This is a genomic window from Leifsonia sp. Leaf264 (assembly GCF_001422325.1).
In the GTDB taxonomy this organism is placed as follows: Bacteria; Actinomycetota; Actinomycetes; order Actinomycetales; family Microbacteriaceae; genus Orlajensenia.
Map to the genome: position 1 here is coordinate 72,185 of NZ_LMMR01000007.1, position 14,480 is coordinate 86,664.

Annotated in this window: 10 protein-coding genes; 6 read left to right on the plus strand and 4 right to left on the minus strand. The window is 69.2% G+C overall.

Going from position 1 to position 14,480, the window contains the following annotated elements:
• The first annotated feature begins 81 nt into the window (after positions 1-81).
• Positions 82-2,841 carry an OmpL47-type beta-barrel domain-containing protein gene (locus ASF30_RS16175; protein ID WP_200918469.1) on the plus strand — a complete coding sequence of 920 codons (2,760 nt, stop codon included), beginning with the start codon at positions 82-84 and terminating at the stop codon, positions 2,839-2,841.
• A gap of 181 nt (positions 2,842-3,022) precedes the next feature.
• Here the strand turns inward: ASF30_RS16175 and ASF30_RS16180 are convergent, their stop codons facing one another.
• A complete protein-coding gene (locus ASF30_RS16180) occupies positions 3,023-3,946 on the minus strand; it encodes a LysR substrate-binding domain-containing protein (protein ID WP_055909033.1) in 924 nt (307 codons plus the stop codon).
• Between the two features lie 136 nt (positions 3,947-4,082).
• Here ASF30_RS16180 and ASF30_RS16185 point away from each other — a divergent pair, with 136 nt between their 5' ends.
• Complete coding sequence (locus ASF30_RS16185; RefSeq protein WP_055909036.1) at positions 4,083-7,691, plus strand: proline dehydrogenase family protein; 3,609 nt, start codon at positions 4,083-4,085, stop codon at positions 7,689-7,691.
• A 110-nt stretch (positions 7,692-7,801) separates the two neighbouring features.
• On the opposite strand, the gene ASF30_RS16190 is transcribed toward ASF30_RS16185, so the two are convergent.
• On the minus strand, positions 7,802-8,281 hold the full coding sequence (locus ASF30_RS16190) for an ATP-dependent zinc protease family protein (protein WP_055909037.1): 480 nt from the start codon (positions 8,279-8,281) through the stop codon (positions 7,802-7,804).
• A 25-nt stretch (positions 8,282-8,306) separates the two neighbouring features.
• Between ASF30_RS16190 and rimK the strand changes: the two genes are divergently transcribed.
• Positions 8,307-9,506 (plus strand): 30S ribosomal protein S6--L-glutamate ligase, encoded by a 1,200-nt coding sequence (rimK, locus tag ASF30_RS16195; protein ID WP_055909040.1) that lies wholly within the window; start codon positions 8,307-8,309, stop codon positions 9,504-9,506.
• Between the two features lie 6 nt (positions 9,507-9,512).
• Here rimK and ASF30_RS16200 read toward each other — a convergent pair whose 3' ends face one another.
• Both ASF30_RS16200 and ASF30_RS16205 read right to left on the minus strand, forming a co-directional pair.
• Positions 9,513-9,881 (minus strand): GntR family transcriptional regulator, encoded by a 369-nt coding sequence (locus ASF30_RS16200; RefSeq protein WP_055909043.1) that lies wholly within the window; start codon positions 9,879-9,881, stop codon positions 9,513-9,515.
• A 110-nt stretch (positions 9,882-9,991) separates the two neighbouring features.
• Positions 9,992-10,432, minus strand: coding sequence for an Lrp/AsnC family transcriptional regulator (locus tag ASF30_RS16205; protein ID WP_055909046.1), 441 nt, complete (start codon positions 10,430-10,432; stop codon positions 9,992-9,994).
• A gap of 192 nt (positions 10,433-10,624) precedes the next feature.
• Here ASF30_RS16205 and ddaH point away from each other — a divergent pair, with 192 nt between their 5' ends.
• The 3 genes from ddaH (at position 10,625) to ASF30_RS16220 (ending at position 14,445) form a co-directional block, all read left to right on the plus strand.
• Positions 10,625-11,491, plus strand: coding sequence for a dimethylargininase (ddaH, locus tag ASF30_RS16210; RefSeq protein ID WP_055909049.1), 867 nt, complete (start codon positions 10,625-10,627; stop codon positions 11,489-11,491).
• The gene (gene rocD, locus ASF30_RS16215; protein ID WP_235480370.1) at positions 11,488-12,891 is read left to right on the plus strand and encodes an ornithine--oxo-acid transaminase; all 1,404 of its coding nucleotides are present in this window, start codon (positions 11,488-11,490) and stop codon (positions 12,889-12,891) included. Before ddaH ends, rocD begins: the two co-directional genes overlap by 4 nt.
• Positions 12,892-12,957: 66 nt before the next feature.
• Positions 12,958-14,445: a peptide MFS transporter gene (locus ASF30_RS16220; RefSeq protein WP_055909050.1), complete on the plus strand. Its 1,488-nt coding sequence runs from the start codon at positions 12,958-12,960 to the stop codon at positions 14,443-14,445.
• The last annotated feature ends 35 nt before the right edge of the window (positions 14,446-14,480 follow it).

Sequence of the window (14,480 nt, forward strand, 5' to 3'; positions counted from 1 at the left end):
GACGACGTTCCACGAGATCCGGCACAGCGCAGTCGCCAGAGTCGTTCGGCGCATGGGCCCTGTTCGAAGGAGAACGTCCCCGTGAGAGTCCCATCCACCCCGGCCGCGATGTCGGCTGCGATGCCGGCCGCGCCACCGCAGCAGCCATCGGCGACGCGTCGAGCGCGTCCCCTGCGCGCGCTCGGCATCGGCGTGAGCGTCTTCGCCCTCGTCGCCGGCGGTGCCGTCGTCGCGGCACCGGCCTACGCCGACCCGGCGCACCCCGACTTCGGGCCCAACGTCACGATCTTCGACCCCAGCACCCCGGTGGACGAGATCAATGCCACGCTCGCATCCTTCGCGAACGAGGCCGAGTTCAGCACCAACCGGCACGCGGCCTTCTTCAAACCGGGCACCTACGGCAGCGCTGCCGGCGAGAACGACCCGTCAACGGCCACGGGCATCGTGAATGCCGAGGTCGGCTACTACACGTCCATCGCCGGACTCGGAGCGTCGCCGGAGGACGTCACGATCAACGGCGCCCTGCACGTCGAGCCTGTGCGCGCCTGCGAGCCGAACCCCTGGGACTGCCAGTCGCCCGGATCCCTCACGCGCTTCTGGCGCTCGCTCTCGAACATGAGCATCAACCCCATCCAGCGTCCGCTCGGCGTCGATGCCGAGCGTCCCTTCCCGAGCGGCGTGACCGATCCGCACCAGATGCGCTGGGCGGTCTCGCAGGCCGCACCGCTGCGCCGCATGAACATCGAAGGGTCCCTCACCCTGTTCGGCCGCGTCGGCGAGTACGCGAGCGGCGGCTACATGGCCAACTCCGCCGTGTCGGGAACAGTGGTCAACGGATCGCAGCAGCAGTGGTTCACGCGTGACAGCAGCGTCGGCACCTGGGATGGCGGCGTCTGGAACGTCACCTCGGTCGGCGTCGAGGGTGCCCACGCCGGAACCCCGGCCGGCTCGGGCGACGCCGCCACTCCGCTCTTCACGACTGTCGCCGAGACGCCGGTCACCCGCGAGTCGCCGTTCCTCTACCTCGACGGCGACGAGTACAAGGTCTTCGTGCCGAAGGCGAAGACGAACAGCTCCGGTGTGGACTGGTCGACGGATGCGGCATCCGGCGACGCGATCTCCATCGACGACTTCTACATCGTCAAGGTCGGCGACACCGCGGCTCAGATCAATGCCGCGCTCGCAGCGGGCAAGAACCTCCTGGTGACCCCCGGCGTGTACGAACTCGACGAGGCGATCTCGGTGACCCGACCGGACACCGTGGTGCTCGGCCTGGGCCTCGCCACCCTCGTGCCGACGAACGGCAACGCGGCGATCGACATCGGCGACGTGACCGGCGTGAAGGTCGCCGGCCTCACCATCGACGCGGGTGCCGTCAACTCGCCGGTTCTCGTCAAGGTCGGACCGACCGGAGCGAGCGCGAGCGATCCCGCTGATCCCACGACGCTCAGCGACGTGTTCGTGCGCGTGGGCGGAGCCCATGTCGGACGTGCGACGACCAGCATCGAGGTGAACAGCGACGACGTGCTGCTCGATCACATCTGGGCGTGGCGCGCCGATCACGGCGACGGCGTCGCCTGGGACTCGAACACCGGCGACCACGGAGTGGTCGTCAACGGCGACGACGTCACGGCCCTCGGCCTGTTCGTCGAGCACTATCAGAAGGCCCAGACCGTGTGGAACGGCAATGGCGGAACCACGCTCTTCTACCAGAGCGAGCTTCCGTACGACCCGCCGAGCCAGTCCGCCTGGTCCGACGGTGACCGCCTCGGCTACGCCTCGTACCAGGTGGCGCCGGGCGTGACCTCGCACTCGGCATCCGGACTCGGCATCTACTCGTTCTTCAACCAGAACGTCGACATCCGTGCCGAGAGCGGAATCCAGGCGCCGAAGTCTGCGGGGGTGCAGTTCACCAACATGGTGAGCGTCTTCCTCAACGGCTCCGGTGGCATCAACCACATCATCAACGACGCCGGCCTGCCCGCCGTCGGCAGCTTCGCCTCACCCGGCCTGCTGAGCTACCCGCCAGCAGACACGCAGGCGCCGACGGTGGCGCTGACTGCGGCCCCGGCCACGCCCGACGGCTCGAACGGCTGGTACCGCAGCGCGGTCTCGCTGACTGTCACGGGAAGCGACGACTTCACGCCGCTCACCCTCGAGGCCAACGTCGACGGCGCCGGCTGGACCGCCGTCAGCGGCCCGATCGCGCTTGCCGACGGCACGCACTCGGTGCAGGCGCGGGCGACTGACGGCTCGGGCAACGTGTCGGATGTCGCCACCTGGAGCGGCAAGGTCGACACGACGGCTCCGACCGCGACCGTGGCGTTCGACGCCACGTCGCGGAAGGCATCCGTCACCGCCGCCGACGGCTCCGGATCGGGCGTCACGGGCATCGAGTACAGGCTCGGGAGCGGTGCGTGGCAGGCCTACACCGCTCCGGTGGCCGTGGGCGATGCCGCCACGACCTTCGGGTATCGGGCGACGGATGCCGCAGGCAACAGGTCGGCCGATGGCTCGCTGTCGGTGCCGGCCAAGGTCGCCGGCAAGGTGCCGCTCGCCGTCGCGGCGGCGTCGCTGTGCATCAACGGGAAGGTGTCTGTCGCCGTCTACGCCCTCAACGTGGGCAAGGCCAAGGCCGACATCAGGCTCACCACCCAGTGGGGCGATGCGAAGTACACCGGCATCGGGTTCGGCAAGGCCGTGTACAAGCTGTTCCCGACCGGCGCGAAGTCGGTGGCCAAGGGCACCGCGACCGTCGCCGGCTACACCTACGTGAACGGAGCGGGCTCGCACTCCACGTATACGCCCGGCTACGCCGCGTTGAACTGCGGACGCCGCTAGGCGGCATCCGTTAGCACGCAGTGCCGCCCACCGGCGTTCGGGTCCGGTGGGCGGTGCTGTGTGCGGCGACCTGAACGTGGTCTCGATACGCGTGCTCGCTGCGCTCGCTCGCTACTCGACCAGCGGTACTCACGCTGATCGAGTAGCGCCCGACGACGTCGGACGCGTATCGAGATCACGCTCATCGTGAGGGAGTCGCCACCAGCGCCACAGCCTGCGCCAGCGCCTCGCGGCACACCGCGACGGCCTGGCGATCGGCGCTCGAACGCCTCGCGGCGGTGAAGATCGTACGGTGCGGGTCGCCGGGCAGGTCCAGCATCCGTACCGTCGGCGCCTCACCCGCCCACACCAGGTCGGGCAGCAGCCCCACGGCGTTGCCGGAGCGGATCAACCTGATGTGGGCCATCAGGTCCGCCGTCTCGAAGCGCACGTCGGGCTCGAACCCGGCCGCCCGGCAGAGCTGCATCGCCCACTCCCGCGACGCCGTGCCGGCCGGCTCCATCACCCACGGACGCCCCTCGGTGAGACGGCGCAGTCCGGTGGCATCCGTGCTCCCGTCGACGACGGCATCCACGCCGCCCAGTCCCAGCCTGATCGCGTCGCCGCCGAGAACGACCCTGTCGAGGTCGGGGCGATGAGCGCGGGTGTGGCCCGGGTACTGCTCGGCGATCACCAGGTCGAAGTCACGCGCCGAGACCTCGAACAGCCCGGCCTCCGGCTCGCGTTCGGTCACCTCGACCCTGAGCTCCGGGTAGCCATCGCGGAGGATCGTGAGCGCCGCCGGCAGGATGGCGTGAGCCGCCGACTGGAACACCGCCAAGCGCACGGTGCCTCGCACCTCGGTGAGCGAGGCCGCCACCTCGTCCTCGGCGCGCTCGAGGATGTCGAGCACCTCCCCGGCCCGCGCCACCAGCAGCTCGGCCTGCGGTGTGAGGATGACCCGGCGACCGGCCTTCTCGAGCAGCGGTACGCCGGCCTCGGCCTCCAGCAGCGAGAGCTGCTGCGACACCGACGAGGGGGAGTAGGCGAGTGCCTCGGCCACGGCGGCAAGCGTTCCGCGCAGCTTCACCTCGCGCAGCAGGCGCAGGCGTCTGACGTCCAGCATCCGTCACCTCCTCATTCATCAGTCAAGCTAACCGATATTGATGGGAAACAGTCGCTTTACCCGAACGAACGGATGCCTGACACTGTGCTGAGAGAACCCCGTCCGGTGGGGGCCCGCGCGAGAAAGAACTAGTGTCATGACCATGTCGAGCACGCCCGTCGAGTCCCAGGCCGACCTCGCGAACGAGACCATCGCGCTGGTGCGCCGCTGGCTCGCGCAGAGCGCCGAGATCCCCGCCGACCCATCGGGCGAGCGCCTCGCCGGCGTGCTGAAAGACCCGAACGGGCTCGACTTCACCGTCGGCTTCGTCGACGGCGTCATGCGCCCCGAAGACCTCATGGTCGCCGGCCACAACCTGGCGAAGGTCGCCCCGAAGGCTCCGGGCTTCCTGCCGTCGTACATGCGCGGTGCCATCGGCCTGGGCGGCGCTCTCGGCCCCGTCGTGCCCTGGGTGGTCATTCCCGCTGCACGTCGGGTGCTGCGCCAGATGGTCGGCCACCTCGTCGTCGACGCCACTCCCGACAAGCTCGGCCCCGCCATCGAGCACCTGCGTTCCACGGGCAACAGGCTCAACCTCAACCTGCTCGGCGAGGCCGTGCTGGGCGAGAGGGAGGCCGACCGACGCCTGGCCGGAACCCGGGAGCTCCTCGCCCGTGACGACGTCGACTACGTGTCGATCAAGGTGTCGAGCGTCGTGAGTCAGCTCTCCATGTGGTCGTTCGACGAGGCCGTCGAGCGCGTGGTCGAGCGGCTGACCCCGCTCTACGAGCTCGCCGCGTCGGCGAAGACCACCAAGTTCATCAACCTCGACATGGAGGAGTACCGCGACCTCGATCTCACGATCGCCGTGTTCGAGCGCATCCTCGACCAGCCCCAGTTGAAGAATCTCGAGGCCGGGATCGTGCTGCAGGCCTACCTGCCCGACGCCCTGGGCGCCCTGCAGGGCCTGACCGCCTGGGCGCAGGGTCGCCGTGCCGAGGGTGGAGCGCCCATCAAGGTGCGCATAGTCAAGGGCGCCAACCTCGCCATGGAGCACGTCGACGCCGCCATCCACGACTGGCCCCTCGCCACCTACGACTCCAAGCAGCACAGCGACACCAACTACAAGCGGGTGCTCAACTGGGCGTTCACCCCCGAGAACACTGACGCCGTGAAGATCGGCGTGGCCGGGCACAACCTCTTCGACGTCGCCTACGCCCACCTGCTCGCGAAGCAGCGTGGCGTGAGTGCCGCCGTCGACTTCGAGATGCTGTTGGGCATGGCCACGAACCAGGCCGAGGCCGTGCGTCGCGACGTCGGGCAGCTGCTGCTCTACACGCCCGTGGTGAACCCCGCCGAGTTCGACGTGGCCATCGCGTACCTCATCCGTCGCCTCGAGGAGAACGCCAGCACCGAGAACTTCATGTCGGCGGTGTTCGAGCTCACGACCTCCGACGCGCTGCTGAAGCGCGAGACCGACCGCTTCCTCGCGTCGCTGGCCGACCTCGACGACATCGTGCCCGGCCCGAACCGCACGCAGGACCGCTCGCGGGCCACCGAGCTCGCGCCGCTGCCCGTGACGCCGACGGCGACGCCCCCCGCCGAGCAGACCGACCCGACCCTCACCGGCGCGCTCCTCGGCATCACGCGTGGATCGAGTGGCGCCGATTCGACCCCCGGCCACTCCGCGGCATCGGGACGCTTCCACAACGAGCCCGACACCGACCCGGCCCTGCCCGCGAACCGCGCCTGGGGTCGTCGCATCCTCGCCAAGGTCGCCGCCTCGACGCTCGGGTCCGACACCATCGCGGCTTCGCAGGTGACGGATGCCGCCACCCTCGACGCCCTCATCGCCTCGGTTTCCGCGGCCGGTCGGGCCTGGGGACAGCGCACCGGAGCCGAGCGCGCGGCCATCCTGCATCGCGCAGGACTGGCGCTCGCCGCCAACCGCGACCGGCTCATCGAGGTCGCCGCATCCGAGACCGGCAAGACCATCGCCGAGGCCGATCCCGAGATCAGCGAGGCGATCGACTTCGCCCACTACTACGCCGAGCGGGCCATCGAGCTCGACCGGGTGCAGGGCGCCCTGTTCGTGCCGGCGCAGCTCACCGTGGTGACGCCGCCGTGGAACTTCCCCGTGGCCATCCCGGCCGGCGGCGTCCTCGCCGCTCTCGCGGCAGGCTCCGGAGTCATCATCAAGCCCGCGAAGCAGGCGCAGCGTACCGGCGCGGTCATGGTGGAGGCACTGTGGGAGGCCGGCGTTCCCCGCGACGTGCTCGCGCTCGTCGACCTCGCCGAGCAGGACTTCGGGCAGCAGTTGGTGGCGCATCCGTCGGTCGACAGGGTCATCCTCACCGGCGCCTACGAGACGGCCAAGCTGTTCAGGTCGTTCCGCCCCGACCTGCCGCTGCTGGCCGAGACCAGCGGCAAGAACGCCGTGATCGTCACGCCGTCCGCCGACCTCGACCTGGCGGCATCCGACGTGATCAAGAGCGCCTTCGGGCACGCCGGCCAGAAATGCTCGGCTGCCTCGCTCGTCATCCTCGTCGGCTCGGTGGCCAAGTCGGAGCGGTTCCGCAACCAGCTCGTCGACGCCGCGACCTCGATGCGCGTCGGCTACCCTGAGGACCCCACCACGCAGATGGGCCCGATCATCGAGCCCGCGAGCGGCAAGCTGCTGAACGCCCTCACCGAGCTGGGCATCGGCGAGGAGTGGCTGGTCGAGCCGAAGCAGCTCGACGACACCGGGCGGCTGTGGTCTCCCGGCATCCGTACCGGCGTCGCCCCGGGCTCTTACTTCCACCTCACCGAGTTCTTCGGGCCCGTGCTCGGCGTCATGCACGCACGCAACCTCGAGGAGGCCATCCGCTTCCAGAACGCGGTGGACTACGGCCTCACCGCTGGCCTGCACTCCCTCGACTCCGACGAGCTCGCCCTCTGGGTCGACACGGTCGAAGCCGGCAACCTCTACATCAACCGCGGCACGACGGGGGCGATCGTTCAGCGCCAGCCGTTCGGCGGCTGGAAGCGGTCATCGGTGGGCGCCGGAACCAAGGCCGGCGGACCCAACTACCTGTTCGGACTCGGCACCTGGAAGACGGATGCCGGCAACAGGTCGAAGACGCTGCACCTGCGCGGACTCGAGGACCGCATCACCGACATCATCGAGGCGTCGCAGGCATCGCTCGGCTACGAGGAGTTCGACCAGCTGCGCCGGGCCGCCCTGTCCGACGCCATCGCCTGGCGTGAGGAGTTCGGCGTCGTGCGCGACGTGTCGCAGCTCAAGCTGGAGCGGAACGTGTTCCGCTACCTCCCGGTGCCCGTCGCCGTGCGCGTGGCCGACGACGCCCCGCTCGTCGACGCGCTGCGGGTCATCATCGCGGCGACGCTGTCGAAGTCGGAGTACACGGTGTCGCTGCCGACGGCACTGCCGGCATCGGTCCAGCAACTGCTCGATCTCCGCGACATCCCGGTGACTGTCGAGACTGATGCCGCCTGGCTGGCCGGACTCGCCTCGCCGACCGCGCCGCTGCGCGACGAGCAGGGGCCGAAGCGCCTGCGGCTGGTCGCGACGGACGGCTCGCGGGAGGCGCTCGCGACGGCCGTCGCCGGTGCTCTCGACGGCACACCGGATGTCGCCGTGTATGCCCACGAGGTGACGCAGTCCGGCCGTGTCGAGGTGCTGCCGTTCCTGCACGAGCAGGCGATCTCGATCACGGCGCATCGCTTCGGCAACCCGAGCACGCTGAGCGACGGGGTGATCTAGAGCTTCGCTCGCGCATCTCTCGCTCGCTGAGGGCCGAGCGAAGCGACCACCCGAAGCGCTCCTTTATGCGCGTCGGCCGCGGACTTCGTCCGGGCCTCGGCGAGCGGGAGCTAGCTCCGCCCGCGGTTCTGCCGCCGCACAGTGCGTGGAGCGCGCCCGCCGATGAACGACTGGGCGGCGTCGACGGCGAATCCCTGTTCGAGCGCTTCGCGACCGATCAGCATCCGGAATCCCATGGAGTCCCGATTGGTGAGGGTGACCTCGGCCGTCAGGGTCTTGCCGAGCAGCACGATCTCGAGCAGCACCACGATGCGCTCCTCGCTGTGGCCCGATGAGCTGCGCACGGAGCGCCGGTCGAGCACCGGGCACTCGACCGTGACGGCGTCCTCGTCGCTGCCCTGCCACGGCTGCACGCCGAAGCGCACGAAGGATTCACCGTCGCGCTCGAACTCCTCCATGTCGAAGGCGTGCAACGAGCTCGTGCGGGCGCCGGTGTCGAGCTTCGCCTTGATCCATGGCACCTCGATCGCCGGCAGTGCAACCCACTCGCGCCACCCGGCGATGGTGCTTGAATGGACAGGTTCGCTCACCCGTCCATCTTGTCAGGGGCACCCGTTGAAACTCGCGATCCTCTCGCGCGCCCCGCAGGCGTATTCCACCCAGAGACTCCGCGCAGCAGCGCTGCAGCGCGGTCATCAGGTGAAGGTACTCAACACCCTGCGCTTCGCGATCGACCTCTCGGGCTCCGAGCCCGACCTGCAGTACCGCGGCCGCCGGCTGTCGGACTACGACGCCATCCTGCCGCGCATCGGCAGCTCGATCACGTACTTCGGCACCGCCGTGGTGCGCCAGTTCGAGCAGATGGACGTCTACACCCCCAATACGGCCAACGGCATCACCAACGCCCGCGACAAGCTGCGGGCGAGCCAGATCCTGTCGCGCCACAACATCGGCATGCCGGCGACGGCATTCGTGCGCAACCGCGCCGATGTGCGACCGGCCATCGAACAGGTGGGCGGTGCGCCGGTCGTGATCAAGCTGCTCGAGGGGACCCAAGGCATCGGCGTGATCCTGGCACCGCAGGTCAAGGTGGCCGAGGCCATCATCGAGACGCTGCACTCCACGAAGCAGAACGTGCTGATCCAGCGCTTCGTCGCCGAGAGCCGCGGCAAGGACGTGCGGGCGCTCGTGGTGGGAGACCGGGTCGTGGCGGCGATGCGTCGCACGGCCAACGGAGACGAGTTCCGCTCCAACGTGCACCGCGGCGGCAGCGTCGAGGCCATCGAGCTCTCCCCGGAGTACGAGCAGGTCGCCGTGCGCTCGGCCCAGATCATGGGACTCAAGGTGGCCGGCGTCGACATGCTCGAGGGCAACGACGGCCCCCTGGTCATGGAGGTCAACTCCTCGCCCGGCCTGCAGGGCATCGAGACGGCCACCAACCTCGATGTGGCCGGCGCGATCATCGACTACATGGCCAACCAGGTCGCCTTCCCCGAGATCGACGTGCGGCAACGGCTCACGGTCTCGCGCGGCTACGGGGTCGCCGAGCTCCTCGTGCACGCCGGCGCCGACCTCGTCGGCACGACCATCGCCGAGTCGGGCCTGGCCGAGCGCGACATCAGCGTGCTCACGTTGCACCGCGGCACCACCGTCGTGCCGAACCCCCGCGGCAAGGTCGAGCTGGAGGCCGGCGACCGCCTGCTCTGCTTCGGCAAGCTCGAGGAGATGCGCTCGATGATCCCGGAGCGCCGCAAGCGCCGTGCGCGGGTGCGCAAGCTGCCGAAGGAACCGCTGCCCACGCCGCCGGTCGAGTAGCGGAGATCAGGTGGTGCGCAGCGCCGCCGTCACCAGTGCCAGCGCCTCGTCGGCGTCGACGCCCAGTTCCCGCACCCGTGCCGCGTACGCCGCAGCAGCGGTCTGCGCGTGCTGTCGGGTCACGTCTCCGGATGCCGACACCAGCGTTCCCGCTCGCCCGTGCGTCTCGATCACGGCGTCGGCCTCGAGCGCCTTATAGGCCTTCGCGACGGTGTTGACCGCCAGCCCCAGCTGCTCGGCGAGGGCGCGGACCGTCGGCATCCGTTCTCCGGCGACCAGGTCTCCCGAACGCACGGCCGCGATCACCTGCGTGCGGATCTGCTCGTACGGCGGCGTCGCCGACGCGGCGTCGATGGCGAGCGCGATCATCGGCATCCCGCCGTGTGAAGGCATCCGGCGCCCCGAGTGAAGGCGTCGCGGCGGAGAGGCCCGGAATCCCGCGCCATCGCCGTCGCGGATGCCTTCACACGGTGGAGGGGCACTGCTCAGTCCTCGTGGGCGCGCTGCACCAGACGGGTGAGCACGATGGCGCTGCGGGTGTGATCGACGTTGGCGGCCAGCCGCACCTTCTCGAGGGCGGCCTCGAGGCTGGCGATGTCGCGGGAGCGCATCTGCACGATGGCGTCTGCGCTGCCGGTCACGGTGCCGGCGTACACGACCTCGGGCACCGCCGAGAGGATGCGCTGCAGTTCGTCGGGCGAGACCGTGCCGCGGCAGAACACCTCGACCCAGGCCTCGGTGGTGGTGCCGTCGACGGCCGGGTCGACGTTGATGGTGAAGCCGCGGATGACGCCGTCGGCCACGAGGCGGTCGACGCGACGCTTGACGGCGGATGCCGAGAGCCCGACCACCGATCCGATGTCGCCGTAGCCCGCTCGGGCGTTCTGGCGCAGCTCGTCGAGAATTCGGCGGTCGATGTTGTCCATCCGAGAAGTCTAAGCGCGATCCTTGCGTCGTGTCGCGTGCGTACGCATGCATGCTGCGCTCAAAGCCGAGAACTTCGAGATAGCTGCGTGTGACACTGGAGGTGGCGTCTGGTGTCCACCGCGGTGGATGCCGGCTCTTCCGAGCGACCTGGTCCGCCACTCCTGCAGACGTTCTACCCAGAGGAGATGGCCATGACAGACATCGTCGACGACACGATCACCCAGCCCGCCGGCATCCGCCCCATCCGCACGGCCACCACGCGTTCGGTGCTGATGTGCCGTCCCGACTTCTTCACGGTGGTCTACCGCATCAATCCGTGGATGGATCCGGCGCTGCCCACCGACACGAGCCTCGCGGTGCAGCAGTGGTCCGTGCTGCACCAGACCTACCTCGACCTCGGCTTCGACGTGCACCTCATCGATCCGATCCCGGGGCTGCCCGACATGGTCTACGCGGCCAATGGCGGCATGGTCATCGACGGCATCGCCTACGGTGCGAGCTTCACGCATCCGGAGCGCCAGCCCGAGGGGCCGGCCTACATGGACTGGTTCGGCGAGAACGGACTCGACGTGCGCGTGCCCGAGCAGATCAACGAGGGCGAGGGCGACTTCCTGCTGGTCGGCGACACCATCCTCGCCGGCACCGGATTTCGCAGCGACTCGCTCAGCCACGGAGAGCTCGCCGCCGTCTACGGCCGCGAGGTCGTGACCCTGAGGCTCGTCAACCCGAGCTTCTACCACCTCGACACGGCGCTCGCGGTGCTCGACTCCACGGCGGGTCAGGAGCACATCGCCTACCTGCCGAGCGCCTTCGACGAGCCGAGCCTCGCCATCCTGCGATCGCGGTATCCGGATGCCGTCATCGTGACGGAGACGGATGCCGCCGTGCTCGGCCTCAACTCCTTCAGCGACGGCCGCAACGTCGTGATCGCGTCGCGTGCCGTCGACTTCGAGCGACAGCTGCGCGAACACGGCTACAACCCCATCGGCGTCGACCTCTCCGAGCTTCTCCTGGGCGGAGGCGGCGTCAAGTGCTGCACCCTGGAGCTACGACGATGACCACGACCGAGAACCGCCACTCATCCAACGACGCAGCTGCCGGTGTCCTCCCCAATGACGCAGTCGAGGGTTCTTCGTCCGATTCCGCAGGCACGGGGTTCTCCTCCGAGGCCTCGGGCTTCGGTGGGCATCCTTGGGCGGAGACTTCGGAGGAGAACCCCGTGCCGACATCTACGAGCGCTAGAACCTCGACTCTCATCGCCGAGGAGGAGGCCCACGCCGCCCACAACTACCACCCGCTCCCCGTCGTGGTGGCGTCGGGCGAGGGAGCTTGGGTGACCGATGTCGACGGCAAGCGCTACCTCGACTGCCTCGCCGCCTACTCGGCCGTGAACTTCGGGCACTCCAACCCGGTGCTGCTCGACGCCGCCCGCGCCCAGCTCGGCCGCATCACCCTCACCAGCCGCGCCTTCCACAACGACCAGCTCGGCCCGTTCGTCACCGAACTCGCTGCGCTCGCCGGCAAGGACATGGTGCTGCCGATGAACACCGGCGCCGAGGCCGTCGAGTCCGGCATCAAGGTCGCTCGGGCCTGGGGCTACAGGGTCAAGGGAGTCGCTCCGGAGCTGGCCAACATCATCGTGATGGCGGGAAACTTCCACGGCCGCACGACCACGATCATCTCGTTCAGCGACGACGCCGATGCCCGCGACGACTTCGGTCCGTACACGCCCGGATTCCGCATCGTCCCCTACGGAGACGCAGCGGCGATCGAGGCCGCGATCGACGAGAACACCGTGGCCGTGCTGATCGAGCCCATCCAGGGCGAGGCCGGCATCGTGGTTCCGCCGGCCGGCTTCCTGCCCGCTGTGCGTGAGCTCACGACCCGGCGGAACGTGCTGTTCATCGCCGACGAGATCCAGTCCGGCCTCGGCCGCACCGGCGCCACTTTCGCCTGCGACCTCGTGGGTGTCGTGCCCGACCTGTACCTGCTCGGCAAGGCCCTCGGCGGCGGTATCGTGCCGGTCTCCGCCGTCGTGGGCGACGCCGACGTGCTGGGCGTGCTCGCGCCGGGGCAGCACGGTTCGACCTTCGGGGGGAACCCTCTCGCGGCCGCCGTCGGCCTGGCCGTCGTGCGGATGCTGGCCACAGGGGAGATGCAGGAGCGCGCCAGGCTCCTCGGCGCCCACCTGCACGCGGGGGTGTCCTCGCTGATCGGCTCGGGCGTCGTCGCAGTGCGCGGTGCCGGGCTCTGGGCCGGGATCGACATCGACCCCGAGCTCGCGACGGGTCGCGCCGTCTGCGAAGCGCTCATGGAACGGGGCGTGCTCGCGAAGGACACCCACGGCTCCACCATCCGGCTCGCCCCGCCCATCGTCGTCACGGAGGATGACCTCGACTGGGCGGTCGAGCAGTTGGCGGCGGTACTGACGGAGTTCGCCGCCGCACCGGTCGGATAGGCCGCGAGCGGGGCGGCGAGTCGGCCGCCCCTGTTCGGGTGGCATCCGCAGTGCCAGACTGGACCGATGAGCAGCGACATCGACTCACCGGCCGTCGACGAGGAACCCGTCGATCCGAAGCGCGACACGGGCTTCTTCGGGCAGCCCCGGCCTCTCGCCACAGTCTTCGGCGTCGAGATGTGGGAGCGCTTCAGCTTCTACGGCATGCAGGGCATCCTGCTCATCTACCTCTACTACTCGGCGGCCGAGGGTGGCCTGGGGCTTCCGCAGGCCACGGCTGCCGGCATCGTCGGTGCCTACGGTGGTGCCGTCTACCTGTCGACCATCCTCGGCGCCTGGATCGCCGACAGGCTGCTCGGTTCGGAGCGGGTGCTGTTCATCAGTGCCGTCGTCATCATGCTGGGCCACATCGGGTTGGCCCTGCTCCCCGGGTTCGCCGGCGTCATCGTCGGCCTCATCCTGGTCGCCGTCGGGTCGGGCGGTCTCAAGGCCAACGCCACCAGCGTCGTCGGAACGCTCTACAAGCCGGAGGACCCGCGTCGGGACGCCGGCTTCTCGTTGTTCTACCTCGGCATCAACCTGGGCGCCTTCTTCGGGCCCATCCTCACCGGCCTCCTGCAGTCGACGCTCGGCTTCCACTGGGGCTTCGCCCTGGCCGCCGTCGGCATGGCGATAGGCCTCACGCAGTACGCGTTCGGGCGCAAGAACCTGCCGGCGGCCTCCCACCGCATCGCCAACCCGCTGCCGGCGAATCGCCGCCCGTTGGTGATTGTCATCGGCGTCGCCGCGGTTCTGCTGATCCTGGTGTGCGTCTTCACCGGCCTCATCACCGCGACGAACCTCGTGACGATCGTGATCGCCCTCACCGTCGTGGCGGCCGTCGCCTACTTCATCGTCATCCTGACGAGCAGCCGCATCGATCCGACCGAGCGTTCACGCGTCTTCGCCTTCATCCCCCTGTTCATCGCCAGCGTGGCCTTCTGGTCGCTGTACCAGCAGCAGTTCACGGTGCTCACCATCTACTCCGACGAGAAGCTGAACCGCAGCCTGTTCGGCTGGGAGATGCCGGTGTCGTGGGTGCAGTCGATCAACCCGATCTTCATCATCATCCTCTCGGGCGTGTTCGCGGCCATCTGGACGAAGCTCGGTACCCGTCAGCCGTCGACGCCGGTGAAGTTCGCCCTCGGCACGATGATCATGGGGGCCGCGTTCCTGCTGTTCCTGCCGTTCGCCGGCGGCGGCCCGAACTCGACGCCGCTGCTGGCGATCGTGCTGATCCTGCTGGTCTTCACCGTGGCGGAGCTCTTCATCTCGCCGGTCGGACTGTCCGTCGCGACGAAGCTGGCTCCCCGCGCCTTCACCACCCAGATGGTGGCGTTGTTCTTCCTGTCCGTCGCGCTCGGTTCCGCCATCTCCGGGCAGCTCGCCTCGCTGTACGACATCCACAACGAGGTGCCGTACTTCGGCGTGCTCGGCGGTATCGCGATCGTGCTCGGCGCGATCCTGCTCCTCTTCGCCAAGCCCGTGCTCGCGCTCATGAAGGGCATTCGCTGAGCTGGGGACGGGCGCATCGCCGGAACTCGTCCGAT